Origin of the sequence: Edaphobacter sp., from assembly GCF_028283685.1 — a bacterium.
Lineage (GTDB): Bacteria > Acidobacteriota > Terriglobia > Terriglobales > Acidobacteriaceae > Edaphobacter.
On sequence record NZ_JAPWKF010000002.1, the window covers coordinates 55,707 to 81,519 of the forward strand.

Consider the following 25,813-nt stretch of genomic DNA (forward strand, 5'->3'; position numbering starts at 1 on the left):
GCTAGTGTCCATGAACCTGCCGCGAAAGGGAGCTTTGCTCCTGCTCGATGCAAGTCTTGGCAGCGGCGAGTCGTCGCAGACGCTCAGTCGACCATGCCTGGTCGCTGTTCAGTTGTTCTCGTGCGCGCAGCAGCTCAGGCTCCAATGCCGCTTGCGCGGGGCCACCGGGGATCGAGCGTACAGCAACGAAATTATCTGCACGTAGCGCGCTGCGAATCTCGCTGCGACTGATGTTTGTGGCGTTGCCAATGAAGGTCAGCTCGCGCAGCACGATCTCGGTCATCGTCTCGGGATCGTAGCCGGTGGGCATCGCACGCACGGCACGGCTGACGATGCCGTGTGCAGCGTGAAAGCTGAGGCCGGTGCGCCGCACAATGGTATCGGCCAGCTCGGTAACGGGAAGAAAGTTTGCGTCGGCTGCTGCTGCCATACGTTCCAGATTAAACTGTGCCTCGCTGAGCGCGCCCGCGAGCAATTTCAGACTGCGCTCTGCGTTGTCGAATGCCGTGTATACGAGGGGCTGCAGATCGTCTTCGGCATCATTCATGTCGGCGAAAGGTGTATTGTGCAGGCTGCCGGTGACGCTGTTGGACTCAAAGAGTGCACGGCTGGCGAGGACGCGCACATGCTCCAGCGGAACAGGGTTTCGCTTCTGCGGCATGATGCTGGAGATCTGCACATAGGCATCGCTGAGGCGAAGGTAGCCAAACTCGGCAGTGCTCCACAGCATGAGATCCTGCGTGAAGCGGCCGAGGCTGACCATCGCAGTCGCGAGCACGCCGCAGCTCTCAACCAGGTAGTCGACAGCGGCGATCGCTCCGTAGGAATTCACCTGTAGGCCATCGAAGCCAAGGAGACTTTCGGTGAAGTATCGGTCGATAGCGAAGCCGGTGGTCGTGATGGCGCAGGCTCCGAGCGGACTGCGATTGACGCGTGTAAACGCCTGGCGCGTGCGCTCGGCGTCACGTTCAAGGATTTCGATGTAGGCCATCAGGTAGTGGCCAAGCGTGGTGGGCTGCGCAGGCTGATTATGCGTGTAGGCAGGCATCAATGCTGCACGATGTTCCCACGCGATATGGAGCAGAACCTGGCGTAGTTGGAGCTGTGCCTGGTATAGCTCCAGCAGCCGGAGGCGCAGAACCATGCGGTACATGGTCAGGTCGATATCGTTGCGACTGCGCGCGGTGTGCATCTTGCCGGCGACCTCTTCGCCGCATGCTGTGGCCAGCTTCTTTTCGATGTAGAAGAAGAGGTCTTCGAAGCTGCCGTCGTAGCGCACGGTACGAATGGCTTCACGATCGAGTGCGTCGAGCGCTGCGAGGCACTGTGCGGCTTCACCTGCAGGCATGATGCCCTGACGCGCCAGCATCAGCGTGTGCGCGTATTCAATCTCGAGCAGAGGCTCAAGGAAGTATCGCTTGGCGTCGGCGAAGACCGGGGCGAGCACGGTGTCACGATAGATCGGCGCAGGGAACGCCGATCTATCTTTGTGGTTGGGGTCCGTCATACGTTCCTTCAGCTCTTAGTCTAGAACTCGACCTTGAGGCCGAACTGAAGAATTCTTGCCTCGAGTACCGAACTGGTAGGGGCCAGGGTGGGTGAGGTCAGAATTGTTCCGATCGGCGCTACCGCGGCGTTGGTGGAGACCGTAGCGGTGGTGTTGATCGAGGTCACGTTGGAGCGGTTAAGCAGGTTGTTGGCTTCGATCAGGAGCTGCGGCTGGAAGCGCTCGAAGTATTTGCCGAAGGTGCGCGTATAGCGGGCATCGTACTGGAAGATGTTCGGTGCCCGCAGGGTGTTGCGGCCGACGAAGAGAGGTCGGCTCGTGGCTGTGCTGTCTCCGTTGAGAGCCTGGCTGACGACCATGCTCTGCTGGTCGCCCGTGGAGAAGTTGGTCAACACTGCCAGGTTGTTACCGTTGGCGAAGCCATTGGCAAGGTGGTTGGCAAGGTGAAAGGTCGGCGCATAGACGATGCTGCCGGTAAAGGAGTTGGGGCGATTGATGCTGCTGTTGCCGCGGTCGCGCTTGGGATAGGTAGGATCGCTGATCGGCGTGGAGAACTCGTACGTGTTGGCCTCCGGCGTGTCGTTGATGGCGTGCGACCAGGTGTAGTTGCCGCTGAAGGTGAGGCCACCGGTCATGCGGTGCTCATAGGAGACCACCATCGCGTTATACGAAGAGTTGGAGCCAACGTCGATCAGGCGGATGTTGTTGTACTGCGGATACAGTCGCGTTGCCGCGCTGACGCTGGTCGAGAAGACGGGGCGTCCATCGGCAAGATACGACGTGGGATTGATGAGGTTCATGTTGCGGATGAACTGCATGTTGCGGCCGCTGGTCATGACGTAGCCCAGAGTGAGCGAGTCGCCTCGTGTTAGCTGCTGCTGCACCTGCAGGTTTGCGTTCCAGACGTACTCGTTCTTGAAGTTGGGCGTCAGGGCATAGATGCTTTGTGTGCCAAGGCAGCTTGCAGGGACCTGCTGCGGCGAGTCAGGGAATGCCGGAGAGCAGCTGGTGTTTCCCGCAACGGAGGCGATGAAAGAGCCGGTCCCGGCAGCGCCGTTATTGTAGAGCGGAGAATACCAGATGTTGGTGGGCGTCGCCTCGTAGTAAATGCCTGCGTTCACGCGGATGACGGTTGTGTCGGTGGGAGAGTAGGCGATGCCGAGGCGAGGCGCGAAGTTCGCATGCGGGGTGCGGAAGCTCTGTGTATAGATAAAGGGCTCACCTGCGGGAGGCGTCGGCGCGCGGTACTGGTCGTAGCGGATGCCGTAGGAGACCAGAAGCTTCTTGCGAACCTGCCAGGTATCCTGCGCAAAGAGATCGAAGAAGACAGAGTGATACGCCGCGCCGGGAGTTCCGATGCTGGCATTGACCGTGCTGTAGTTGTACGGCGTGGCGCCGCTCTTGGCGCTCTGCCACTGCGCGATGGAGGCAAAGGTGTACTGGGTGTAGATATCGGCCAGCTGCGTATCCAGGTTCTTCTGGAAGCCGAAGCCGACCTTGAAGGTATGGTCGTGCTTGATGAACGTGACGTTGTCGCTGAAGGACGGGATCTTCTCCTGGAACTTGTCTCCCGCGCCGTTGGTGCCGCCGAAGTTGGCCACACCGGTGATGGTGATCATCGGCCCTGCTCCGGTCTGCGGCCCTGCGACGTGATGCTGGTTGCGGTACGGCCAGGAGCCGCGGAACTCGTTCATCAGGTTTGCCGTGAATGTCGTGATCAGCTGCGCGCCGATGATGTGGGCGCGATCCTGAAAGTCGGAGGCGGAATCAAGGGCGTAGAGGCCGCCAACGTTGGTGTTGAAGGGGTAGTTGTTCCGGAAATAGTTGTAGCGGATGAAGGCGCTGTTTTTGCTGTTGATCACCCAGTCGCCGCGCGCGTCGACCCATTGCGCACGTTGCACACTGGGGGCAGGATTGAAGATGGAAGGGCTGATGCCATAGCCGATGAGCTGCGCCTGATTGGCAGGTGTGATAGTGACGGCTGACGGATTGGCGCGCTTCAACTTTTCGTACGCAGCGAAGAAAAAGAGCTTGTCCCGCTTGATGGGGCCGCCGATGCGGCCGACGTAGTCGTCGACGTGGAGGTCAGGCTTGCGCGTGTAACCGGTTGTCCCAACGACGCAGTTCTGAAGGATGGGGCACGCGCTGGCGACCTTGGGGCGCCAGATGTACTGGACCAGGCCGTGATAGGCGTTGCTGCCGCGGGGCGTGATGACGTTGAAGGTGATGCCTGCCGTATTGCCGAACTCGGCCGGTGCGCTGTTGGAGATGGTCTGCACTTCGTCAACGTAGGAGTCGGAGATGGCAAACAGGCGGAGGCCGTAGCGATCGGTCTCCGTGTCGACCATGCCGTCGAGCTGGTAGTTGATGCGGTCAACCAATCCGTTGGTGTTTACCGTGCGCGGGATTCCGTTCTCGGGGTTCGGATGGCCGCTGACTCCGGGCTGGAAAAGAACGAAGTTGTACGGGTTGCGCGAGGTCAGCGGAAGGTTCTGCGTCTCGACGGAGGAGATCGTGCGGCTGAGGGTAAACTTCGCCGGTTCGAGGATAGGCATCTCGGCGGAGACCTCGATCTGCGTTGCAACCGATCCGGTTTTAAGTTGTTCGCCTACAACGATGTCGCTGCCCGCGGTCAACTGGATGCCGCTCTGGGTGAGAGGAGCAAACCCGGGTGCCAGCGCGGTGATGGCGTAGCTGCCAATGGGAAGATTGGCGAGGACGTAGTTGCCATCATTTGCAGAAGTGACCTGTCGCGTGTAGCCGGTGTCGATGTTCTTGGCGGTCACGTCGGCATTGGGAATGGGTGCTCCCGAAACATCTGTAACCTGTCCACGAATGGTGCCGTTGATCGACTGTGACTGTCCCAGGGCGACGGGTGCGGTTGTCACAAACACTGAAGCCGTCACAAGAGCGGCACCGAGAAGGGAAGTTCTTAGACTGCCAAGAGTCAACACAGTAAGCCTCCTAAGACTGAAAAGCGAACAGATCGAAGTTGCGAAGACGATGTTCGACGGACTTAGTAAAATCTATTTAGTAAGTGATGAGGTGAGCTGAGATTAGATAGAACGCTGCAGCTTGTCAATCAATTTTCTTGGATTTGTTACGAAAGCAGGTGTGCTTCTGTGGCAGAGAGGCTAATGGAGAGGGCTCCGTGAAGCTGGGCCTGGGTGCCGAGGGAACTGGCGCGAACCTGCGGCTTTGCAAACTCGTTGTCGCTGAGCAGCTTTTCGGTGACTCGACAAAGCTCGGGGTGTGAGCCGACGCCACCGCCAAGGATCACCACTGCCGGGTCCAGGCCAAGCGAGAGCTCGACGATACAGTCGGAGAGGATCTGCGCGGTATAGCGAATGAGCTGTATGGCCAGGCGATCACCGTCGACCGCGAGGTCGAAGATTTCGGTCGCGCGTAGATGCTCCAGCGCAACCGTATTTGCCCGGCGCTCTCGGTGCAGCAGGCGCGTCCATTCGGTCTCGATGCCGAGGCCTCCGATGGAACTCTCCAACTGCCCTGGGGACTGCACTTCGAGCCGCTGGCGCGACATACCACGAATGCCAGCGTAGCCAATCTCACCGGCACTCCAGTTTGCCCCGTGATGCAGGCGGCCATTGATGTAGACACCTGCGCCGACTCCCGTGCCGAGGGCGATAAAGACAAAGTCGTCGACTCCTGTTGCGGATCCGCGCCAATGTTCTCCGACGGCGGCGAGGTTGGTGTCGTTCTCGATCTGCGCCGCGATGCCAAGTTCACGCTCCAGCATGGATCGGAGCGGTACATTCTTCCAGTCGGTGAGGTTGGGAGCGGAGAGCACAACGCCGGTAGCGGTGTTGGTAATGCCGGGGGCTCCGGCGGTGATGTGCAGCACCTTGCGGATGGAGGCAGAGGCTTCATGACACATCACTTTGAGGCCTTCGTGGATCAGGCCGCAGACGGCCTTGGGGGAGCGCTGCTTTTCTGTGAATTGCGTCGCCCACTGGGTGACGATGCGTCCATTGAGGTCGGCCAGCAACATGCGCAATCTGGTGCCGCCGATATCGGCCGCAGCCACGTAGCCGTGGGTCGCATTAAAGCGAAGCATCTCCGGCGGACGGCCACCGCTGGATTCGCCCTCACCGAGATTCTCCACCAGCCCAAGGGATTCGAGATGACTGACAGCACTGGTGACCGTCGGTGCGCTCAGGCCGGAGAGCCGCACCAGGTCAGCCTTCGAGCAGGGATTGTGCTCCTTCAGCAGCCGCAGCAGACCGCGCGCATTCGCCTGGCGAAGATGGGATGGGCGGGACGGCGCGATGGTCATCTCAGGTTGGGGCGTGGAGGGAAGTCGCATTGGTTCTCGGTTGGACACATCATACTTTATATTTCTTAATAATCTTTACAAAGTTAAAAGTATCGTGATATCCAATACGCCATACGGCAGCGAACTTCATAATGGTTAATGTCAACCTCGCTGCGGTGGCAGCCTACAAGAAATGCAATACCAGCAATGAATGACTTCCTTAAGGAGCAACATTCGTTCCATGAGAACTGACGTCTGCCGCGGGACCATCGCTTCACTGCTTGCTCTCTCTCTGTCGATGAACGGTGCAATCGCTACGGCCCAGCAGGGCGTGCCGGTGGCATCGTATCGTTCGGCGTATGCGCGTCCGCTTCAGATTGACCGGGGCTCGGCGGCGCTTTCGCAAACTCTAGCGAAGCTGCACACCCGCGCGTCGCTCGCGATGGTGACGGCGCATCCCGATGATGAAGACGGCGGCATGTTGACCTACGAGAGCCGTTCGCAGGGCGTCGATGTCACGCTGCTGACGCTGAATCGTGGTGAGGGTGGCCAGAACGTGATCACGGGAGACTACTGGGATCAGTTGGGCACACTGCGCACGCAGGAGTTGCTGGCGGCGGGTAACTACTATGGCGTGCACCAGTACTGGACGCGGGTTGCGGACTTCGGCTTCTCGAAGACGATTGAGGAGGCCCTGAAGACCTGGGGAGAGGAGCGCGTCCTCTACGACGCTGTGCGGGCGATCCGTATTCAGCGTCCGCTGGTGGTGACGTCGGTCTTTGCTGGCAATGTCTCCGACGGTCACGGCCATCATCAGGTGGCGGGCTACACTGCGCAGAAGGTGTACGTGATGGCGGGAGACCCGAAGGTCTTTCCCGACCAGATCAAAGAAGGCCTGCTGCCGTGGACACCACTGAAGGTCTACGCGCGTGTGCCATTTGCGCGTGTCACCGAGAAGGGGGTCTACGACTATGCGACGGGACACTGGGAGCCGGTGCGCTTCCGCAACTATGTTGACGGAACCTGGATCGAGGGCGTGCCGAAGGCGACGGTTGAAATTCCCAGCGGCGACTACAGCCCGATGCTGGGTAACTCGTACGTGCAGATCTCGCGCGAGGGGTTGAACGAGCAGAAGACGCAGAATGGCGGCGTTGCGGTTCCTCTCCCGCGCAGCATTTCGAGCCCGTATCACCTGTATGCGTCACGGGTTGGCTCGGCGGCTCAGGAGAAATCCTTCTTCGATGGCATCGATGTGTCGCTGGCGGGAATCGCAGGCTATGCCCCGAAGGCAGAGCAGGCGGCGTGGGCTGCCAAGCTGAATGAGCTGAATGCCACGGTGGAGTCGGCGATTGAGGGCTTCAAGGCGGAGAAGCCGGAGGGGGTTGCACCGACGCTTGCCAAGGGGATGGCCCAGACCAACGCCCTGTTGAACGAGATTGCCAAGAGTAAGCTGCCTGCCGAAGCGAAGTACAACATGACGCATGAGCTTGTGGTGAAGCGGCAGCAGTTCGACCTGGCGCTCGAGCAGTCGCTTGGCCTGGCGTTGCTGGCGAACACCAACGAAGGAGCGGGAAGCGGCGGTCACATGGGGCCGATGGGCGATATGTCCACGCAGATGCCGACCTCGCAGACCGTGGTTCCCGGAGACAAGGTTGCGGTTGCGGTGCATATTGCCAACCAGGGAACGGAGACGGTGACGCTGAGCGATGTCTCCGTGGTCTCCGAAGCAGGACCGGGATTCGTCTCCACTCCCAGAGCTGCGTCTGCTGCAGGGCCGCTTGGGCCAGGTGTGACGCGGGATCCTTTATTCGACATCACGGTTCCCCGTACGGCTGAGCTGACCAAGCCTTACTTCAGCAGGCCGTCACTGGAACAGTCGTACTACGACATCAACGATCCGCGCTTCCTGAATCTGCCGTCGCGGCCTTATCCATTGGTGGCGAAGGCGACGGTGATGTATCACGATGTGACGATCGAGCTCTCTGGCGTGGTGCAGACAGTGCATCGCATCAATGGTGAAGGGCCGGTGCTGGAGCCGCTATTGGTGGCGCCTGCGATCTCGCTTTCGGTCTCGCCGTATGCGGGCGTGGTGGCACTTTCGAGCGCGGAGCTGGAGCTGCACGTCGATCTGCATAGCTCCGTGAAGGGACCCGCGAAGGGCTCAGTGCATCTCGATCTGCCGAAGGGGTGGAAGTCCAAGCCAGAGGTCGCCGAGTTTGCAACGATGCGGGAAGGTGAGGATCAGAACCTGACCTTCACCGTGCAGCCGGAGCACGTGGAGACGAAGCCATATGTCATCACGGCGGTAGCAGAATACAACGGCGAGAAGTTTACGCAGGGCTTCCAGACCGTCGGTTATCCCGGGCTGAGGCCGTATCCTCACTATCGCGCGGCGACGTATAAGACGACGGGCGTGGATGTGAAGACAGCACCGAATCTGAATATCGGCTACGTGATGGGCACGGGTGACGATGTCGCGACGTCGCTTGCGGATATCGGGATTCACCCGACGATGCTGTCGGCGGGGGAGATCGCCTCGGCCGATTTGTCGCATTACGACGCCATCATCCTTGGCATCCGTGCCTATGCGGCGCGGCCCGAGCTGAAGACGTTCAACAATCGCCTGCTGGAGTATGTGAAGAACGGCGGGACGGTAGTGGTGCAGTATCAGACGCCGGAGTATGACCACAACTATGGGCCTTATCCGCTGACGCTGACCAGCGATCCCGAGAAGGTGGTCGAAGAGGACAATAAGGTGTCGATCATCGCACCCAATGACCCGGTTCTGAACTGGCCGAACAAGATTGCGACGGCGGACTTCGATCATTGGGTGGAGGAGCGCGGTCACGGCTTCATGCATGACTGGGACTCGCACTATATCGCTCTGACCGAGATGCACGATGCCGGGCAGGAACCGCAGAAAGGCGGCCTGATCTACACGCGTTACGGCAAGGGAGCGTATGTGTATCTGGCGTATGCCTTCTTCCGCCAGATGCCGGACGGCGTTCCGGGGTCATTCCGCATCATGGCCAACCTGATCAGCATGAGCAAGAACCCCGGGTTGGCTTTAGGAAAGGAAGCTCCTGCGACGGTAACTGGCACGAAGTAAAGAGTGTGGCAACGGGCGGCGTGAAGCGACGCTTTGCGCCGTCTTTCTCTGTCAGCGGGCGGTTTTAGCCATAGTCATCGCATAGTCAACCTGCCCGCGATACCATAATGGCAGCGCCTGAGAGCGTTTCTAAGATTCAGACCCAGTTAGACACAGAGGTAAATACCGTTTCATGACGACGACACGCAACTTCCCCCACGCCATGCTGCGTGAGATTTTTGAGCAGCCGAAGGCGATTGCCGAGACACTGGCTGCATATGCCGATGGCAAGAGCCTTCGCGAAGATGTGTTTTCCTCCGCACGCCAGGCCCTTGTAGGCCGCGATTCCATCCTGATCTCCGCTTCGGGCTCCAGCCGGCACGCAGGCCTTTCAGGCGAGATTCTGTTTGAGGACCTTGCCGGCATCGCCGTCGATGTGGAGTACGCCAGCGAGTACATCTATCGCTCGACGCAGACGCTGCGCAACCCCTGCTTCCTGGTGATCTCGCAGTCCGGCGAGACGGCAGATACGTCGGAGGCCCTGCGCGAGGCGATTGCGCGCGGCTGCTCGACGATTGCGATTACCAATCGTCCGGAGTCTTCGATGGCAAAGCTGGCATCCTGCTCGCTGCCGACGATGGCAGGCGTGGAGAAGGCCGTTCCCGCGACGAAGAGCTTCACCACGCAGCTTGTTGTGCTGCAGTTGCTGGCGCTTTACGCTGCGCGTATCCGCGGACGGATGACGCGTGCGGTAGTTGAATCGCATCTGGCGCACCTGCACGAGGTTCCGGAGGCACTTGAGGCGGTCCTGCCTCGCTGGGAGAAGCAGGTCTCGCAGCTGGCGGATTCGCTGCAGGCGTCTGAGACGTTCCTCTTCCTCGGGCGTGGTGTTCACTACCCGATCGCTCGCGAAGGTGCCCTGAAGCTGAAGGAGTCGGCGTACATCCAAGCCGAGGGCTATCCGACGGGCGAGCTGAAGCATGGGCCGAATGCACTGGTAAACCGGCACAATCCTTTAATTGTGCTGGCAACGTGCGATCCCTCGTCGGCGGATTCTTTGTTGCGCTACGAGAAGACGGTCAACCTGGTCCGCGATATGAACAAGCAGGGTGCCGATATCGTTTCCATCGTGAATGAGGGGGATATCCGCGTGGCTGAGTTGAGCCGTGTCGCGATTGAGGTGCCGCGTGCACCTGAGTTCATCTCGCCGCTGTACGAGGTGATTCCACTGCAGCTGCTGGCGTATTTCATGGCGATCTCGCGTCATATCGACGTGGATAATCCGCGCAATCTGGTGAAGGCTGTCGTGCAGGAGTAGTTTTCAAGACGCAATAAAGAATGTGGCCCGCGAGAGCATCCTCTCGCGGGCCTTTCTATTTCAGAATTGTGTTTATCAACTCATTTTGAGAGCAAGGATGGCGCCTACGGCGATGGCGGCCCCCAGCACAGGACCAAGGACGGGAATCCAGGCGTAGCTCCAGCCGGAGTCGGTTTTGCCGGGGATCGGGAGGATAGCGTGGGCGATACGTGGGCCGAGGTCGCGGGCCGGGTTGATCGCGTACCCGGTCGTGCCGCCAAGCGAGAGGCCAACTCCCCAGACGAGAGCCCCTACGAGCATAGGGCCGAGTCCAGGCGCTACTCCCGCTGGAGCGATGCGGCGCGAGGCCAGTGCCGTTGCGACGAGTACGAGCACAAAGGTGCCGATGACCTCGCTGAGCAGGTTCCAGAAGGGAGCGGATACGGCGGGCGAGGTGCAGAAGCAGGCGCGCTTGGCCGCGGCGTCCTCGGTCAGCTGCCAGTGGGGACGATAGTGCAGCCAGACTAGGGTAGCTCCGGCGATAGCTCCCAGGATCTGTGCCGGGATGTATGTCCAAAGGCGTTCGGCGTGGCCGGTCATCATCACCGAAGCGACGGTGAAGGCTGGATTGAGATGGCCGTCTGCATCGCCGAGAGCGGCTGCGACGCAGACTCCGGAGAGAACGGCGATGGCCCAGCCGGTGGTGATCGAGATCCAGCCGGCGGATTCAGCGTAGCTCTTCTTGAGGTTGGCCCCGGCAACGACGCCATTGCCGAGGACGATGAGGATCAGTGTGCCGAAGAATTCGCCGACGAAGGGCGGAAGAGGAGCGTTTGCCATGAGACTCACTTATTCCTGGTAGACATAGCCCTGGGCGATGGTTGTGAAGGATTCGAGATCGCGCGCCTTCCAGTCGTCGGAGCGTTTAAGCTCCTTGGCCAGTAGGTTTGCGACGGTGGGAGCGGCCTCCAGTGCGGCGCGGGCGTCGAGAAAAAGCGCTCGCGTGCGGCGGGCGAGGACATCTTCGACGGTGCGCGCCATCTCGTGGCGTGCCGCCCATAGGACTTCGCGCCTGCGGTAGGGAAGCCGGGGATGCAGAAGATCGTTGAGCGTTGGATCTTCGTCGGAGAGTTGCTTGAGGTGAGCGAGGTCGGTGCCGTAGACGCGGTCGGACTCGGCAGGGGAAATCTCTTTTGTCCAGCCATGGAGACGAAGTGTGCGCGTGATGGAAGAGGTTCTGGGCAGGCCCGCCGAGTCCGTGGAGCGGTTAATCGCATCTTCGCCCATTCTGCGATAGGTGGTCCACTTACCGCCTGTGACCGTGACCAGTCCGGTAGGCGAGATGATGACGCTGTGGTCGCGCGAGAGCTTGGAGGTGGAGGCTCCGCCCTTGCGAACGAGTGGACGCAGGCCGGACCAGACGGACTGAATCTGTTCAGGGGCAGGACGACGGCCGAGATATTTCGTGATGTGGTCGAGCAGAAAGGCGCGCTCTTTCTCCATCGCGTGTGGCTCGACCGAAGCTCTTTCGACGGCCTCATCGGTGGTGCCGACGACCGTGTGCCCGTGCCAGGGGATAGCGAAGAGCACGCGGCCATCGGAGGTCTTGGGGATCATCAGCGCGTGGTCGGTGGGCAGAAAGTCGGCGGGTAGGACGAAGTGCGACCCCTGGCTGACCGAGAGCAGCGTCTCGCGATCGTTGTCCATGGCGAGGATCTGCTCGGTGAAGACGCCGGTGGCATTGATGGTGACGCGGGCGCGCAGGTCGAAGAGCGTGCCGGTTTCGAGATCGCGGGCGTGGACTCCGGCAACCTTGCCGTTCGCTTCGATCAGGCCGGTGGCCTCGACGTAATTGATCGCGGTACCGCCGAGGTCCTGGAAGGTGCGCATCAGCGTCACGGCGTAGCGAGAGTCGTCGAACTGGCCATCGTGATAGAGCACACCGCCGCGCAGCCCGTCGGCTTTCACGCCGGGAAGTAAGGAGGTGGTCTCGCGGCTGGAGAGCAGCTTTGATGGGCCGAAGGAGAGTTTGCCCGAGAGCAGCTCATAGACCTTGAGGCCGAAGCCATAGTAGGGCAGGCCGAAGAGGTCGTACACCGGCACCACGAACGAGAGGTCGTGGACGAGATGCGGAGCGTTGGCGAGCATGTGGCCGCGCTCTTGCAGGGCATCGAGGACCAATGTGATGTTCATCTGCTCGAGATAGCGGACGCCGCCGTGGACGAGCTTGGTGGAACGGCTGGAGGTGCCTTTGGCGAAGTCGGTCCGCTCGATGAGGACAGTTTTGTAGCCCCGCGATGCTGCTTCGACTGCAGCGCCGAGCCCAGTGGCTCCGCCGCCGATGATGAGGATGTCCCATTGGGTTTCGAGGCCCAGGCTGCGCATGATCTCGGCGCGGTCACTCAATCTGGCTTCTCCTCTTCGCGATGCCACTGGCCTGCGCGCTCAAGGGCGCGACGCCAGGTGGTGCGGACATACCCGCGTGTGGTGGACTCCATGACAGGTTTAAAGACGCGATCGACCTGCCACTGGCTTGCGATGGTGTCCTTGTCTGGCCAGTATCCCACAGCGAGTCCGGCGAGATACGCTGCGCCCAGTACGGTCGCCTCAGCGTTTTTCGGGCGGACGACCTCGATACCGAGCACGTCGGACTGGATCTGCATGAGCATGTTGTTGGCGGCGGCTCCTCCATCGACGCGAAGCTGTGCCAAGGGCAGATTGCTGTCGGCCTGCATGGCTTCGAGGACGTCGGTGGCCTGCAGGGCGATGCCCTCAAGCGCCGCGCGGGCGATGTGGGCGCGGGAGCTTCCTCGGGTGAGTCCGACGATTGCGCCGCGGGCGTAGGGGTCCCAGTGCGGAGCGCCGAGCCCGGCAAAGGCGGGCACGAGGACGACTCCGTTGGAGGACGGAACGCTGGCGGCGAGCTCCTCGATCTCGGCCGAGGTGCGGATCATCTGCAGCTCGTCGCGAAGCCATTGGACGACGGCTCCCGCCATCAGCATCGAGCCTTCGAGCGCGTACTCCACAGTGTCGCCGATCTGCCAGGCGACCGTTGTCAGCAGGCGATTCTTCGACGCCATCGGCGTGGTGCCCGTGTTCATCAGCATGAAGGCGCCGGTGCCGTAGGTGCACTTTGCCATGCCGGGAGAGGTGCACATCTGCCCGAAGAGCGCCGCCTGCTGGTCGCCTGCGATTCCTGCGATCGGGATGCCGTTCAGCAGGCCTTTGGTCGTGCCACAGACTCCGCTGGAGGCGACGACCTCAGGCAGCATGGAGGCTGGAATCTCAAGCAGCTGCAGAAGCTCCTCGTCCCACTGCATGGTGCGGATGTTGAAGAGCATCGTCCGCGAGGCATTGGTCACGTCGGTGACGTGCCGCACTCCGTTGGTGAGCTTCCAGATCAGCCAGCTGTCGACGGTGCCGAAGGCCAGCTTGCCGGCTTCGGCTTTGGCGCGTGCGCCTTCTACATTTTCGAGAATCCAGTTGATCTTTGAGCCTGAGAAGTAGGCATCAGGTATAAGCCCGGTCTTCTGCTGAATGAGCTCACCCGAGCTGTTCCGCAGCCGGTCGCAGAACTCAGCGGTGCGGCGGTCCTGCCAGACAATGGCGTTAAAGATAGGTTCGCCGGTCTCTCGATCCCACACGATGGTGGTTTCGCGCTGGTTGGTGATGCCGATGGCGGCGATGTCGCGGTCCGTGAGGTTGGCCTGGGCGAGGGCGGCAGTCGCGACGCCGCTCTGAGACGCCCAGATCTCCGAAGGAGAGTGCTCCACCCATCCCGGCTTGGGGAAGATCTGGCGGAACGGATGCTGCGCGATAGCGATGACCGAACCGCCCTGGTCGACGATCATGGCCCGGGAGCTGGTGGTGCCCTGGTCGAGGGCGAGGATATATTGCTTTGCCACGAGGCCTCTCCTGCTTCAGCGCGGTGCAACAGGTCTGCGCCAAGCCACTTTACAGTATTAAGTTCGAAGTTGTGCGGAATAGCAGGCCGCATACATTACTTCACCTGCCATCCCACGGTGACGTGGTTTGCTGCATTCTGCTGCTTGAGCCACTGATAGAGCGGGGCGAAGTACTCGAGCATAGGTCCGGCGTCGAGGTGATCGCTTCCGGTCATCGTCTTGAGCGTCTCCTGCCAGGGCTTGGACTGGCCGGCCTCGAGCATGGCATTCAGCTTGTCGCCTGCGGCCTTACTGCCGTAGAAGCTGCAGCGGTTGAGAGGACCCTTATAGCCGGAGGCGTCGCACATCGCCTTGTAGAACTGGAACTGGTAGATGCGCGCGAGGAAGTAGCGCGCATAGGGAACGTTGCCGGGGATGTGGTACTTGGCGCCGGGGTCAAAGTTCGATTCGTCGCGCGGTGTAGGAGGAGCGACGCCCTGGTACTTCTCGCGCAGCGCCCACCAGGACTTGTTATAGTCGGCTGGCTTGGTCTCGCCGCTGAAGACCTGCCAGCGCCACTTGTCGATCAGCAGGCCGAAGGGGAGGAAGGCGACCTTGTCGAGCGCGGTTCGCAGCTGCAGCGGAATATCCGCCTCAATGGGCGGCACCGTATCGATGAGCTTCAGCTGCTTCAGGTAGTCCGGCGTGATGGAGAGGGCAATCGCATCGCCGATGGCCTCGTGGAAGCCGTCGTTAGCTCCGTTGCGGAAGAGGTAAGGCTGATTGCGGTAGGCGCGCTGGTAGAAGTTGTGGCCCTCTTCATGGTGCACCGTCGTGAAATCGTCGGCGGTGACGTTGAGGCACATTTTGATGCGGAGGTCCTGGTCGTTATCCACGTCCCAGGCGCTGGCGTGGCAGACAACGTCCCGATCACGCGGCTTGATGAACTGCGATCTCTGCCAGAAGGTCTCGGGCAATGGCTGGAAGCCGAGCGAGGTGAAGAAGCCTTCGCCGTAGTGCGCCATCTTCTTACCGGTTTCGAGCGGAGGCACCGGGCCGATCTGCTTTTTTAGCGAGGTCTCGAGGTCGTACATCCTGTAGCCGGTGGAGGATGGTGCGACGATGTCGTAGATGTTGCCCCACTCCTGCGCCCACATATTCCCCAGAAGATAGGCGGGGATCATGCCGTCGGGGCGTTCGGCCGCGGCACCATACTTCTGAACGAGCTTGAAGCGGACGTAGGCGTGCAGCTCCCGGTAGAGCGGTTCGAGCTGCGTCCATGTGCGTTCCAGCTCCGCGGAGAACTGCTCGGGCGTCATGTCGTAGCCGGAGCGCCAGAGATCGCCCGTGTCCTTGTAACCGAACTCTCGTGCGCCCTGGTTAGAGAGATCGACCAGGCGGGCGTATTTGTCCCGCATCGGCGGCGAGATCTTGTGCCAGCCCTGCCACAGATCCTCAAGCTCTTTGGGATTACGGGACTTGGCCATCAGAACGTCAATCTGATCGATGCCGAGGCAGGCATCCCCGGATTTTCCGGGAGGACAGTACTTGCCTTTGCCATACATGCCGTCGAGTGCGCTTGATACCTGCGTCAGCTCGGCGACGAGCTTAGGGTCGGTGGGCGAGCCGTTGAGGTTGAGCAACTTGAACTGCCGGGCGAGGTCAGGTGGAAGCTGAAGGTCTTTGAAGCGGCGGGCCGCGATGACTAGCTCGTTGGTCCGATTGAGCAGGCGCTCGTTGGCCTTGGCGGCGATGGCTTCGGTGTCGTCGGTGATGTAGGTCTCCTGCACCCAGGCGGCGCGCTGCGCCTCGTTGGAGAGGGCGAGCAGGTCGGTGTTGGCCTGCTGCATGAAGGTGCGCGCTTCGTCGACGGTAGGCGGCCCTGAAGGGGAGTTGGTGCGGGTACATGCGGTGCAGATGAGGAGGAGCGCGGAGACGGCGATCGCGAGCTTCATGCGGGGAAGTGTATCGAATACTTGGCGCCGGGTGGAGAGAAGACAGCTTCAAATTGTTCTTTCAGAAGCGGAAAGAGCGGAAATAGGAATGGTAGGCGCGTGGTCAGACCAATTTACTGTAAGATTTTGCAGAACTTTCTACTCGCTACAGTGAGGTCTGAAAAGGGCCGGGAGATGGAACTCTGATGAACAACCGTATTGCGATGTCGATTGCAACGCTTGCCTTTGCCGCGGCGCTGCCTGCCAGTGCGAAGGTCTGCAACGCCACGGCCTATGGGGCCAAGCCCGATGGGACGACCAAGAATACGAAGGCGATCCAGGCTGCCATCGACGACTGCGCTAAAGCGGGCGGCGGTACGGTGAAGCTCGAGGGGGGCATCTTTGTCTCCGGGCCGGTCATGATCAAGAGCAAGGTCACGCTGGATATCGCAGAAGGCACGACGCTCCTCGGATCACCCGATCATGGCGACTATCCGACGATCACCGAGTTCCGCGCGCCGGGCAAGCAGGCGTTGGTCAGCGCAAAGGATGCAGAGGATATCGCGGTCACCGGTAAGGGAACGATCGACGGCAACGGCCAGAGCTGGTGGGATGAGGCGCGGCGGACGCCAAATGCAGGTTTTGTGGGGCCGGACACCGTCTTTCGGCCACGCCTGGTGGTCTTCGACCACTGCAAGCGGGTGAAGCTGGAGGGCGTGACCATCAAGGACTCGCCAAGCTGGCAGGTGGTTCCGTACTACAGCGACCATGTCGAGATTCGCAATGTGAAGATTCTCGCGCCCCAGCATTCTCCGAACACCGATGCGATCGACCCCTTCAGCTCGTCGGACATGATCATCGATCATGTGTATGCCGATGTGGGTGACGACAACATCGCGATCAAGAGCGGCATCGTGAACTCGCCGGGGCCGGACGCACCGAGCAGGAACATTACGATTACTGACTGCGAGTTCATGCATGGGCATGGGCTTTCCATCGGCTCGGAGATTGCGGGTGGCGCGAACAATATTCACGCTGAGCGCATCCACTTCAAGGGCACCGATCAGGCACTTCGCATCAAGGCCAATCGCGATCGCGGCAACCAGGTCTACAACATCAGCTTCAAGGACATCACGATGGAGGATGTGAAGACCTCAATCCTGATCAGCGAGTACTACCCCAAGGCGTTGCCGCAGGGCGACGTGGCTCCGGCCCCGGTCACGCGGCTGACGCCGTTCTTTCACGACATCACGATTGAGAATGTGAAGTCAGTGAACAGCAAGGTTGCCGGAATCATCGTCGGTCTGCCGGAGTCTCCGGTGAAGGGGCTGACGCTGAAGAACATCGACATCTCAGCCGAGACGGGCATGACGATCGGCTATGCCGAGGTGAAGGGCTCCGATGTGCACATTGTCGCAGCCAGTGGAGAGGCGATGAAGGTGGCTCCAAGCGCCAAGGTTGATATCAAGTAGCTGTCAGGCATCCTGATCTGGCGAGAGCGCGGCTGCAACTTCGGCCGCGCTTTTTCCTGCGATGCGCAACGTCTTGCTGCGGCTGGTGAGGCCAGTGATGAGCGCGACCTTCGAGCGTGGCACGCTGAGCTGCTCGGCGATGAAGGCGATCAGAGCATCGTTAGCCTTGCCTTCGGCCGGAGGAGCGTTGAGGGAGATCTTGAGTGCACCGTCATGCAGCCCGGCCACGGCGGTCTTCTTCGCTCCGGGGTGGACGCGGACGCTCAACGTACAGCCGTCCGGATTGTCGCGGGTGAAGCTCATTGGTCCTGCTGTGCCGGGTAGATTCGCTTGCCGAAGATGGCTGTGCCAATGCGGACGCAGGTACTGCCCTCTTCGATGGCGACGATAAAGTCGTTGCTCATGCCCATGGAGAGTTGCGTGACAGAAGGATGCAGCTTCTGCGCTTCGTCGCGGAGCTGGCGCAGCTGCCGAAAGTACGGGCGAGCGGTCTCGGGCTCCTCCGACCACGGCGGGACAGTCATCAGTCCGACGGCTTCAACAAACTTGAGAGGCGCGATCGCGTCGAGCAGCGCGGAAAGCTCGGCGGGTGCGATGCCGTGCTTGGACTCCTCGTGCGAGAGCTTCACCTCGATGAGAATGGGCAGTCGCTTGGCGAGCGAGGTTGCGGTCGTATCCAGGCGCTGCGCGATCTTCAGTGCGTCGACGGCGTCGATGGCGTCAAAGAGCTCAGCGGCTTTCGAGGTTTTGTTTGACTGCAGCGGGCCGATCAGATGAATGTTCGCGCCCTCAAGCGAGCCGAGCTGTTCGTGCTTGGACTGGAACTCCTGCACCTTGTTCTCGCCGAAGAGGCGCTGACCGGCCGCATAGGCCTCGATGATGGCCTCGGCGGGGTGGACCTTGCTGACCGCCATCAGGGCGACCTCGCGCTCATCGCGATTGGCTTTTCGGCAGGCGGCAGCGACCTGCTCGCGCAGACGCATCAGATTCTCTGAGATGGACATATGCTTCTTGAATAGAGTATCCGCGGCGGGGAAGAGAAGTCGAGCCGCCACGGTCCACGGTTGAGGTCGAAGGAGTAATCGCTTGGGGGGTAGCAGTTGGCTGTTGTGCGGTATCTGTGCGCTAAGCATCGTGCTGATGCTGCTGCGCCCACGCAGGATTGCGGAGGCGTGGTGGGTAGCCGGGGGAGCGTTGCTGCTGCTGGCGCTGGGGCTGGTTCCCTGGCGCGTCGCCCTGCATGCGGTGGGCGAGGGTACCGACGTCTACCTGTTCCTCGCTGGGATGATGCTGCTGTCGGAGCTGGCATTGTTGAACGGTGTCTTCGACTGGCTGGCGGCAAACGCCGTGCGGCACGCGAAGCACTCGGTCTCGCGGCTGTTTGTGCTGGTCTATGTGACGGGAACGCTGGTAACGGTGCTGATGTCGAACGACGCAACTGCTGTGGTGATGACGCCTGCAGTGCTTGCTGCGGTGAAAAGAACGAAGTCGCAGCCGTTGCCGTTTCTCTTTGCCTGCGCGATGATCGCAAACGCGGCGAGCTTTGTGCTGCCCATCTCGAACCCGGCCAATCTCGTCGTCTTTCGTTCGCAGATGCCGCCGCTGGGCAGCTGGATGGCCATGTTTTTGCTGCCTTCGCTGGCTTCAATCGTGGTGACGTTCGTGGTGCTGCGATGGTGGTTCCGGCGCGATCTGGTCGGTGAGGCGGAGGATGGCAGGGATGCCGCTCCCCTGACTCCTGGCGGCAGGATGGCATTTGGGGGGATCGCGTTGATGGCGGTGGTGCTGCTTGCAGCCTCGGCGCTGCATGCGGACCTTGGACTGCCGGCGGTGATCGTTGGCGTGGTGTTGACGCTTATGGTGAGTCGGGGCTCCGGAGCGGAGCTGGCGCAGGTCTTTAAGGGGGTGAGCTGGAGCGTGCTTCCTCTGGTGGCGGGCCTGTTTGTGATGGTGGAAGCAGTAAATCGCGTGGGTCTGCTGGCGCTGGCGGAACGCACGCTGCTGGCCGCGGAAGGGCTTCCGCTGTGGCAGGGAGTCTTCGCAACCGGCTTCGCCGTCGGGGTGGGCAACAACCTGGTGAACAACCTCCCGCTGGGACTGATTGCAGGGGCGGCGGTACAGGCGGTTGGGGTCCACGGCGCGCTGGCCAAGGCGGTGCTGATCGGCGTGGACATGGGGCCGAACCTCTCGGTGACGGGGTCGCTGGCGACAATCCTATGGTTGCAGGCAATTCGCAGCCAGGGAATGCATGTCAGCGCGAAGGAGTTTTTGAAGGTGGGGTTGGTGGCGATGCCGATGGCGTTGCTGGCTGCGTTGGGCTGTGTGTTGCTTGGGGGACGATGAGGCCCTGAGTCGCTCAAGTGCGGCTTTTGTTGTGAACTTGCCAGGTGCTGTGGTCGATCTCCCAAACTTCCGTCGGAAGCCTTCCGCAGACATAATCGTCATCGATGATGGCGATACGGGTCATGCCTTGATGGACGGAGATAGATCGTGAGGCGGTGTTCTCTATCGCCTTTTTTACTCGTAATATCGGCTGTTTGAGGTCCTCAAACCAGAAACGGGTGACTTCTGCGGCTGCTTCGCTTGCAAATCTTTGATTGCGATATTGGGCCGCGATCCAGAACCCGCGATTCGCATCCTTATTCGGATGAAGAGATATTGCGCCGATAGGCGAATCAGGACGGTCGAGGAGGCGAATCGTCCAGTGCCATTCTTCGCCGCGCTCTATACCGGGGAGCGCAATGTCTCTGTAGAAGGTATGAACGCCGTTAGCAGGAAATGGCCAGGGGATGCGTGCGTTGAGATAACGGACAACTTCCCACTGGGCGAACAGTGGTTGAATAGCGTCCGCGTCTTCCAGCCGAATGGGCCGGAGCAGAAGACGTGATGTCTTGAGCTCCGGCACATTCATGATCAGCGTCCGTGCTCTTCGAGGTACTTTTCGACTTCCAGCGCGGCCATGCAGCCTGATCCGGCGGCGGTGATGGCCTGGCGGTAGCGGCGGTCCTGGATGTCTCCGCAGGCGAAGACTCCGGGGATGACCTCGCCGTTGAGCGTGGTGAAGACGTTGCCGGTCGTCTTGATGTACCCGTCTTCGTCGAGGTCGAGGATGCCGGTAAAGGCCCTGGCATTCGGTTCGTGGCCGATGCCGAGGAACATCGCGCTGACAGGCAGCATCGATTCTTCGCCGGAGATGCGGTTCTTCAGACGAAGGCCTTTGACGTCTTTTTCCTCAACGCCCAGCACCTCTTCCACGAGGGTCGAGGTGAGGAACTCGATCTGCGGATGCGCCACGGCTCGGTCGAGCATGATCTTGGAGGCGCGGAAGCTCTCGCTGCGGTTGATCAGCGTGACTTTGGTGGCAAAGCGGGTGAGGAAGAGTGCCTCTTCCATGGCCGAGTCGCCACCGCCGATGACCGCGATCTCCTTGCCGGAGAAGAAGAAGCCGTCGCAGGTAGCGCAGGAGCTGACGCCGTGGCCGATCAGGGCCTGTTCGCTGGGCAGGTTCAGCCAGCGCGCGCTGGCGCCGGAGGCGATGATCAGCGTGTGGGTGTGGATGATCTCCTTGCCAATATTCAGCGCGAACGGGCGCTTGGTGAGATCGATGGAGTTCAGGTGCGCCATCTTCAGCTCAGCGCCGAAGCGAACGGCCTGCTTCTTCATGTTCTCAATCAGTTCTGGTCCCTGGATGCCCTCGGGCCAGCCGGGGAAGTTTTCGACCAGCGTGGTGATGGAGAGCTGGCCGCCGGGCTCATGTCCTTCGAGCACGAGCGGCTTGAGGTTGGCGCGGCCGGTGTAGATGGCGGCAGTAAGTCCGGAGCAGCCGGAGCCTAGGATGACGGTATCGCGAGTCGTATTTTCACTCATAATGGACTTCCATAGTGTAAATGCGCGGCGACCGGTAAAAGATTCAGCGGCGTGAATCGGCATTCCCGAATCCGCATCTAGAATCTTGTTATGGCAAATCTAACGCTGGTTTATGGTATGAGGCTGCTGCCCGCCGACGAGATCGCCCGGGTGGGTGATGCTCCGATCGAGCTGAAGAATGGCAACCAGGCACAGGTCACAATGCACGTCCTTGAGGGCAGCCGGGAGCAGATTGAGGCACAGTTGAAGATGAGTCTCGATGCCTTCTTCGACTTTTATCCGGAGATCTAGGGGCTTTACCCCCTGGTCTTTGGAGATATCCGGTTTTTCTCCCCCTGATCTACGAAACGATTCGTGCGCGCCCAGTGCGTATGTGCCGCAACATGCCTGTATAGAGACGCCCATTGAAACAGTGAGTGCGGAATACGGTTGTGCCGCATCAAAAGAGTTAGATAGAGCGATATCCCAGGAGCACTGAGCGATGGCGGATAGGTCGATGGCAGCTGTGCGCAAGCGTGTAGTCGTGATTGGTGGCGGATTCGCCGGAATGAACGCTGCCATCCATATGGCAAAGCTGCCGGTGGATGTGACGCTGGTGGACCGGCGTAATCATCACACCTTCCAGCCCCTGCTGTACCAGGTTGCGCTGGCGGTGCTGTCGCCGGCGGAGATCGCGCAGCCGATCCGCAGTATCATGCGCGACCATCGCAATATCGAGGTGCTGATGGATGAAGCGACCGGCTTTGACCTGGCGGGACAGCGGGTTGAGCTGAAGACCGGGGCTCAATTGGAGTACGACTACCTGATCCTGGCGACGGGCTCGACGCACTCCTACTTTGGCCGCGATGATTGGGCCGCGCTGGCGCCCGGGTTGAAGACGATCGAAGATGCCGTCGAGATCCGTCGCCGCGTGTTGCTGGCTTTTGAGCTGGCTGAACGGCAGATGCAGGAGCACGGAACCCACCCCCCGCTGAACTTCGTGATTGTGGGAGGAGGCCCGACCGGCGTGGAGCTTGCGGGTGCGATCAGCGACATCGCGCGGCTTTACATGGCGAAGGACTTCCGGCACATCAACCCTGCGACGGCGCATGTGTTAATCCTCGAGGGAGGCGATCACATCCTGGCGGCCTATCCTCCGGACCTGCAAAAGAAGGCTGTAGAGCAGCTGCAAGATCTTGGCGTATCGGTGCGTACAGGCGCCCGCGTGACGGATATTCAGCCGGGTTATGTGATGATCAGCGACGAAAGGCTGTTGTCGGCGGTAACGTTGTGGGCCGCGGGCGTTCAGGCTTCTCCTCTGGGGAAGGCACTGGGACTGCCCGTGGATCGCCGCGGCTGCGTGATCGTCGACCGGTTCCTGAATCCTCAGGAGCATCCTGAGATCTTTGTGTGCGGTGACCTGGCGCATGTAGAGGAGGACGGCCACCAGGTGCCGGGAGTGGCCCAGCCGGCGATGCAGATGGGCACCTACGCCGCAACGCGGATCGGAAGGTTGATCAGCGGGGAACGAGGGAGCGACGGTACCGGGCTCAACGAACCGTTCCATTACTTCGACAAGGGCGATATGGCCACGATCGGTCGCAAGGCGGCGATCGCGAACATCAAGTGGCCGTTCAAGGGGCATCTCAGTGGACTGTTCGCGTGGCTGACGTGGCTGTTCGTGCACATCTTCTTCCTGATCGGGTTCCGCAATCGCATTGCGGTCTTCCGGCAGTGGGCGTGGACGTACCTGACGTTCTCCGACGGAGCGCGGTTGATCACCGGATCGCAGGAGCTTACGGGCTGGGATGAGGAGTACCACGCAGCGCAGAATGCTACGGTCGGTACGCCAGTGAATGTGACGACCAAGACGAGTTAGACACCGGGAGACGTTGGCATTTGCCCGGCGAGGCTAAAGCGGATGGCCTGATACGGTTTGACTGGCAGCGTCAGCCGAGCTTTACCGGTATAGGTTCCGGTCAGCGGTGTGCGTTTCATCTCCCACGGATCAATCAGCTCGGCCTGGTAGTGTGCGTCGCCGAGAGGGAACTCATACTCGCCAGGTTGATGAAAGTCGAAGTAGTAAAGGATGGCTTCGGGGGCGCCCTTCCCGCTGTGTGTACTTGAGGCGTTGAGGTAATACGGATTCTCGGTGGCGTCGAAGCCGCGGCGGGTCGACTCTTCGAGGAGAGTACGCAGGAAGCCGATGCGTTGCGGGCTGGAGCCGCTTAACCGTCCGCCGTGCGACCACCAGATCTTCTGCGTTGAACTCTCTTCTGCCTTCAGTTCTGGATTGAGATAGGTCTCGCCGTGGGTGACGTAGCATCCGGCGACGATGCCGAGCCAGAATCGGCGCGTCATCTCCTCGCCGGTGAGATTGCCCCAGCGACTGCGGAGATTTCCTTCGTACTGCACCTCGTCGTAGACGATGGGTTTGTTCCATTCCTTCGCCCACTTCGGGCCAGAGTCGAAGTCGTAGGTCTGCAGGCTGGCATGGGTGATAGCGGGGCTTGCATAGTCGTACATCGTCTTCGAGTAGTGAATCGAGCGCAGGTGCTGATAGGGATCGAACTGCTGCACCACATGAATCAGGTGGTCGAAATCCTGCCGGGTCTTGGCCTTCATGAGGTCAAACTCGTTGGCGAGCGACCACCAGACGTTGCGATACGCAGCGAGGCGCGCGATAAGGTAGCGAAGATAACGCTCATCGACTTCGGGCGCCATGCCGGCGTAGCCCCAGCGATCGTAGGGATGAAAGAGGATAAGGTCGGCCTCAATGTTCATCTCGCGCAACTGAGCGAGCCGCTTTTCGAAGTGAGCGAAGAAGGCTGGCTCGAAGCGGGTGTAGTCGTTGATGCCTTGCGGGTGTTCGTCGCTGGGACCCTGAAGCCGTGGGAAGACATAGAACTGCGGCTCGTTGTGGTTGTACTCATAGTGCTTGGGGAAGACGCACATGCGGATCTTGTTGAAGGGAGCAGTGCGCAGGGTGGCGAGCGTCTCCTGCTCCATGGCATCGCCCTGGTGCACCCAGGCGTAGCAGGTGGTGCCGAAGGGGAAGTAGGGTGTTCCGTCGGCGTAGGCGAAGTGATGGGTGTAACGAACGCCGACCGGGCCATGGTTGCTCTTACCGGGTGCGGTGCAGGTAAATCGGCCTGTCTTGTTATTGAGCGCTACGGTGTTGCTTGATGTCGTGTAGCTCCAACTGCCCTGTGTGTCAGGCATGAAGCGGATCTTGTAGCTGCCGTTGCCGTCGTAAAAGCCGTCGACGACGATGCTGCGATGCTCGAGCGTGAACGTGGCGCTGAGCGTGATCTCGAGAAAGGGATTGCCCGTAGCAGGCCCTTCGAGCGTGGCTTCGAAGATATCGTATTGCGGGATGGGACGCGGTGCGGGTGCTTCAGAAAATGCTCGATGTTTGGATCGCAGGGTAAGTGCAGCGGCGGCAGACGACTTCAACATCTCGCGGCGATTCATAGGTGTTAGCCAGTGTAGCGGCGAACTTCATGTGTGCGCGCAACATCTTTCCTGCTTGCATAAATATGAAGTCGCAGGGCGGCTCCATATTTATGCAAGCAGCTCGTGTCGTCTTTTAGCGTGCGGCGTCTTCGATCTCTTTCCACTCAGCGTCGCTGAGCTTGACGCTCGCGGCGGCGACGTTTTCTTCCAGGTGCTTGACCGACGAGGTGCCGGGGATGGGCAGCATGACGGGCGAACGATGAAGCAGCCATGCGAGCGAGAGTTGCGAGACGGTGGCACCGTGACGCTTGGCGACCTCGTCAAGCTTTCCGCCAGGTTGAGCCAGCTTGCCGGCGGCGACAGGGAACCAGGGGATGAAGGCGATCTTGTGCTTCTCGCAGTATTCGAGGACGTCCTCGTGCTTGCGATCGCCGATGTTGTACTGGTTTTGGACGCTGACGATGTCGATGACCTGGCGGGCCTGATCGATCTCGTGCGGTTTGACCTCGCTGAGGCCGACGTGGCGGATCTTGCCTTGCTCCTGAAGCTTCTTGATGATGCCAAGCGACTCTTCGACGGGAACCTTGGGGTCGATGCGATGGAGCTGCCAGAGATCGAGGCGCTCGGTCTTCAGGCGACGCAGGCTCATCTCGACCTCCTGTTCGAGGTATTCGGGACGGCCGACGGGGAGCCACTTATCCGGGCCCTGGCGGGTGAGCCCTGCCTTGGTCGCGATAACGACTCCCTTGGGGTAGGGAGCGAGGGCCTCGCCGATGAGGCGCTCCGAGACCTCAGGGCCGTAGGAATCCGCAGTGTCGATGAAGTTGACGCCAAGCTCGACGGCACGCTTCAGGACTTTTTTGGCGCCTTCTGTATCCGCGGGTTCTCCCCATATGCCCTTGCCGGTGATGCGCATGGCGCCGTATCCCAGGCGATGGACGGGCATGTCACCGCCTAAAACAAAGTTTCCGCTCTCTGCTGCGTTTGGTGTGCTCATGCATCATTCGATGCTTGCCGTGGAGAAGAAGATTGGGGTGGCGCAGAGCTTTCTTCGAA

General features: G+C 60.6%; 19 protein-coding genes. 6 read left to right on the forward strand and 13 right to left on the reverse strand.

Going from position 1 to position 25,813, the window contains the following annotated elements:
- Window position 1: 1 nt before the first annotated feature.
- From argH to PW789_RS04145, 3 genes are all read right to left on the reverse strand, one after another.
- On the reverse strand, window positions 2-1,507 hold the full coding sequence (gene argH / locus PW789_RS04135; RefSeq protein ID WP_299371839.1) for an argininosuccinate lyase: 1,506 nt from the start codon (window positions 1,505-1,507) through the stop codon (window positions 2-4).
- A gap of 20 nt (window positions 1,508-1,527) precedes the next feature.
- Entirely contained in the window at window positions 1,528-4,413 is a 2,886-nt protein-coding gene (locus PW789_RS04140; protein WP_299371842.1) for a TonB-dependent receptor, read from the reverse strand.
- Between the two features lie 194 nt (window positions 4,414-4,607).
- Complete coding sequence (locus PW789_RS04145; protein WP_299371845.1) at window positions 4,608-5,831, reverse strand: ROK family transcriptional regulator; 1,224 nt, start codon at window positions 5,829-5,831, stop codon at window positions 4,608-4,610.
- A gap of 190 nt (window positions 5,832-6,021) precedes the next feature.
- On the opposite strand from PW789_RS04145, the gene PW789_RS04150 reads away from it, so the two are divergent.
- On the forward strand, window positions 6,022-8,889 hold the full coding sequence (locus tag PW789_RS04150) for a PIG-L family deacetylase (protein ID WP_299371848.1): 2,868 nt from the start codon (window positions 6,022-6,024) through the stop codon (window positions 8,887-8,889).
- A gap of 172 nt (window positions 8,890-9,061) precedes the next feature.
- Window positions 9,062-10,186: an SIS domain-containing protein gene (locus PW789_RS04155; protein WP_299371851.1), complete on the forward strand. Its 1,125-nt coding sequence runs from the start codon at window positions 9,062-9,064 to the stop codon at window positions 10,184-10,186.
- 75 nt (window positions 10,187-10,261) lie between these two features.
- Here PW789_RS04155 and PW789_RS04160 read toward each other — a convergent pair whose 3' ends face one another.
- The 4 genes from PW789_RS04160 to PW789_RS04175 all read right to left on the reverse strand — a co-directional run bounded on the left by PW789_RS04160 (window position 10,262) and on the right by PW789_RS04175 (window position 16,004).
- Window positions 10,262-11,005 carry an MIP/aquaporin family protein gene (locus PW789_RS04160; protein ID WP_299371855.1) on the reverse strand — a complete coding sequence of 248 codons (744 nt, stop codon included), beginning with the start codon at window positions 11,003-11,005 and terminating at the stop codon, window positions 10,262-10,264.
- Window positions 11,006-11,014: 9 nt separating this feature from the next.
- Window positions 11,015-12,571, reverse strand: coding sequence for a glycerol-3-phosphate dehydrogenase/oxidase (locus tag PW789_RS04165; RefSeq protein ID WP_299371858.1), 1,557 nt, complete (start codon window positions 12,569-12,571; stop codon window positions 11,015-11,017).
- Window positions 12,568-14,070, reverse strand: a complete 1,503-nt coding sequence (gene glpK, locus PW789_RS04170; protein WP_299371861.1) for a glycerol kinase GlpK — start codon at window positions 14,068-14,070, stop codon at window positions 12,568-12,570. The genes PW789_RS04165 and glpK overlap by 4 nt, the downstream gene beginning before the upstream one ends.
- Window positions 14,071-14,165: 95 nt before the next feature.
- Window positions 14,166-16,004 carry a M2 family metallopeptidase gene (locus PW789_RS04175; protein WP_299371864.1) on the reverse strand — a complete coding sequence of 613 codons (1,839 nt, stop codon included), beginning with the start codon at window positions 16,002-16,004 and terminating at the stop codon, window positions 14,166-14,168.
- Window positions 16,005-16,189: 185 nt separating this feature from the next.
- Here PW789_RS04175 and PW789_RS04180 point away from each other — a divergent pair, with 185 nt between their 5' ends.
- A complete protein-coding gene (locus PW789_RS04180) occupies window positions 16,190-17,455 on the forward strand; it encodes a glycoside hydrolase family 28 protein (RefSeq protein WP_299371867.1) in 1,266 nt (421 codons plus the stop codon).
- 3 nt (window positions 17,456-17,458) lie between these two features.
- On the opposite strand, the gene PW789_RS04185 is transcribed toward PW789_RS04180, so the two are convergent.
- Both PW789_RS04185 and PW789_RS04190 read right to left on the reverse strand, forming a co-directional pair.
- Entirely contained in the window at window positions 17,459-17,758 is a 300-nt protein-coding gene (locus tag PW789_RS04185) for a DUF167 domain-containing protein (protein WP_299371870.1), read from the reverse strand.
- Window positions 17,755-18,459 carry a YggS family pyridoxal phosphate-dependent enzyme gene (locus tag PW789_RS04190; protein ID WP_299371873.1) on the reverse strand — a complete coding sequence of 235 codons (705 nt, stop codon included), beginning with the start codon at window positions 18,457-18,459 and terminating at the stop codon, window positions 17,755-17,757. Before PW789_RS04190 ends, PW789_RS04185 begins: the two co-directional genes overlap by 4 nt.
- 82 nt (window positions 18,460-18,541) lie before the next feature.
- On the opposite strand from PW789_RS04190, the gene PW789_RS04195 reads away from it, so the two are divergent.
- Complete coding sequence (locus PW789_RS04195; RefSeq protein ID WP_299371876.1) at window positions 18,542-19,798, forward strand: arsenic transporter; 1,257 nt, start codon at window positions 18,542-18,544, stop codon at window positions 19,796-19,798.
- Window positions 19,799-19,811: 13 nt separating this feature from the next.
- Here the strand turns inward: PW789_RS04195 and PW789_RS04200 are convergent, their stop codons facing one another.
- Both PW789_RS04200 and trxB read right to left on the reverse strand, forming a co-directional pair.
- Window positions 19,812-20,366: a GNAT family N-acetyltransferase gene (locus PW789_RS04200; RefSeq protein ID WP_299371879.1), complete on the reverse strand. Its 555-nt coding sequence runs from the start codon at window positions 20,364-20,366 to the stop codon at window positions 19,812-19,814.
- 2 nt (window positions 20,367-20,368) lie between these two features.
- The gene (trxB, locus tag PW789_RS04205) at window positions 20,369-21,322 is read right to left on the reverse strand and encodes a thioredoxin-disulfide reductase (protein WP_299371882.1); all 954 of its coding nucleotides are present in this window, start codon (window positions 21,320-21,322) and stop codon (window positions 20,369-20,371) included.
- Between the two features lie 90 nt (window positions 21,323-21,412).
- Between trxB and PW789_RS04210 the strand changes: the two genes are divergently transcribed.
- Window positions 21,413-21,613 (forward strand): allantoinase, encoded by a 201-nt coding sequence (locus PW789_RS04210; RefSeq protein WP_299371885.1) that lies wholly within the window; start codon window positions 21,413-21,415, stop codon window positions 21,611-21,613.
- Between the two features lie 190 nt (window positions 21,614-21,803).
- Complete coding sequence (locus tag PW789_RS04215; protein ID WP_299371888.1) at window positions 21,804-23,180, forward strand: NAD(P)/FAD-dependent oxidoreductase; 1,377 nt, start codon at window positions 21,804-21,806, stop codon at window positions 23,178-23,180.
- On the opposite strand, the gene PW789_RS04220 is transcribed toward PW789_RS04215, so the two are convergent.
- Both PW789_RS04220 and PW789_RS04225 read right to left on the reverse strand, forming a co-directional pair.
- Window positions 23,177-24,775, reverse strand: coding sequence for a DUF5060 domain-containing protein (locus PW789_RS04220; RefSeq protein ID WP_299371891.1), 1,599 nt, complete (start codon window positions 24,773-24,775; stop codon window positions 23,177-23,179). The genes PW789_RS04215 and PW789_RS04220 overlap by 4 nt on opposite strands.
- 115 nt (window positions 24,776-24,890) lie before the next feature.
- Window positions 24,891-25,754, reverse strand: coding sequence for an aldo/keto reductase (locus tag PW789_RS04225; protein WP_299371894.1), 864 nt, complete (start codon window positions 25,752-25,754; stop codon window positions 24,891-24,893).
- Window positions 25,755-25,813: the final 59 nt, after the last annotated feature.

What these genes read in the sequence shown, in the direction of transcription:
- argH (WP_299371839.1), bottom strand. Translation starts at nt 1,507, where the DNA reads ATGACGGACCCCAACCACAAAGATAGATCGGCGTTCCCTGCGCCGATC.
- PW789_RS04145 (WP_299371845.1), bottom strand. Translation starts at nt 5,831, where the DNA reads ATGCGACTTCCCTCCACGCCCCAACCTGAGATGACCATCGCGCCGTCC.
- PW789_RS04150 (WP_299371848.1), top strand. Translation starts at nt 6,022, where the DNA reads ATGAGAACTGACGTCTGCCGCGGGACCATCGCTTCACTGCTTGCTCTC.
- PW789_RS04155 (WP_299371851.1), top strand. Translation starts at nt 9,062, where the DNA reads ATGACGACGACACGCAACTTCCCCCACGCCATGCTGCGTGAGATTTTT.
- PW789_RS04160 (WP_299371855.1), bottom strand. Translation starts at nt 11,005, where the DNA reads ATGGCAAACGCTCCTCTTCCGCCCTTCGTCGGCGAATTCTTCGGCACA.
- PW789_RS04175 (WP_299371864.1), bottom strand. Translation starts at nt 16,004, where the DNA reads ATGAAGCTCGCGATCGCCGTCTCCGCGCTCCTCCTCATCTGCACCGCA.
- PW789_RS04180 (WP_299371867.1), top strand. Translation starts at nt 16,190, where the DNA reads ATGAACAACCGTATTGCGATGTCGATTGCAACGCTTGCCTTTGCCGCG.
- PW789_RS04185 (WP_299371870.1), bottom strand. Translation starts at nt 17,758, where the DNA reads ATGAGCTTCACCCGCGACAATCCGGACGGCTGTACGTTGAGCGTCCGC.
- PW789_RS04190 (WP_299371873.1), bottom strand. Translation starts at nt 18,459, where the DNA reads ATGTCCATCTCAGAGAATCTGATGCGTCTGCGCGAGCAGGTCGCTGCC.
- PW789_RS04200 (WP_299371879.1), bottom strand. Translation starts at nt 20,366, where the DNA reads ATGAATGTGCCGGAGCTCAAGACATCACGTCTTCTGCTCCGGCCCATT.
- trxB (WP_299371882.1), bottom strand. Translation starts at nt 21,322, where the DNA reads ATGAGTGAAAATACGACTCGCGATACCGTCATCCTAGGCTCCGGCTGC.
- PW789_RS04210 (WP_299371885.1), top strand. Translation starts at nt 21,413, where the DNA reads ATGGCAAATCTAACGCTGGTTTATGGTATGAGGCTGCTGCCCGCCGAC.
- PW789_RS04215 (WP_299371888.1), top strand. Translation starts at nt 21,804, where the DNA reads ATGGCGGATAGGTCGATGGCAGCTGTGCGCAAGCGTGTAGTCGTGATT.
- PW789_RS04220 (WP_299371891.1), bottom strand. Translation starts at nt 24,775, where the DNA reads ATGAATCGCCGCGAGATGTTGAAGTCGTCTGCCGCCGCTGCACTTACC.
- PW789_RS04225 (WP_299371894.1), bottom strand. Translation starts at nt 25,754, where the DNA reads ATGAGCACACCAAACGCAGCAGAGAGCGGAAACTTTGTTTTAGGCGGT.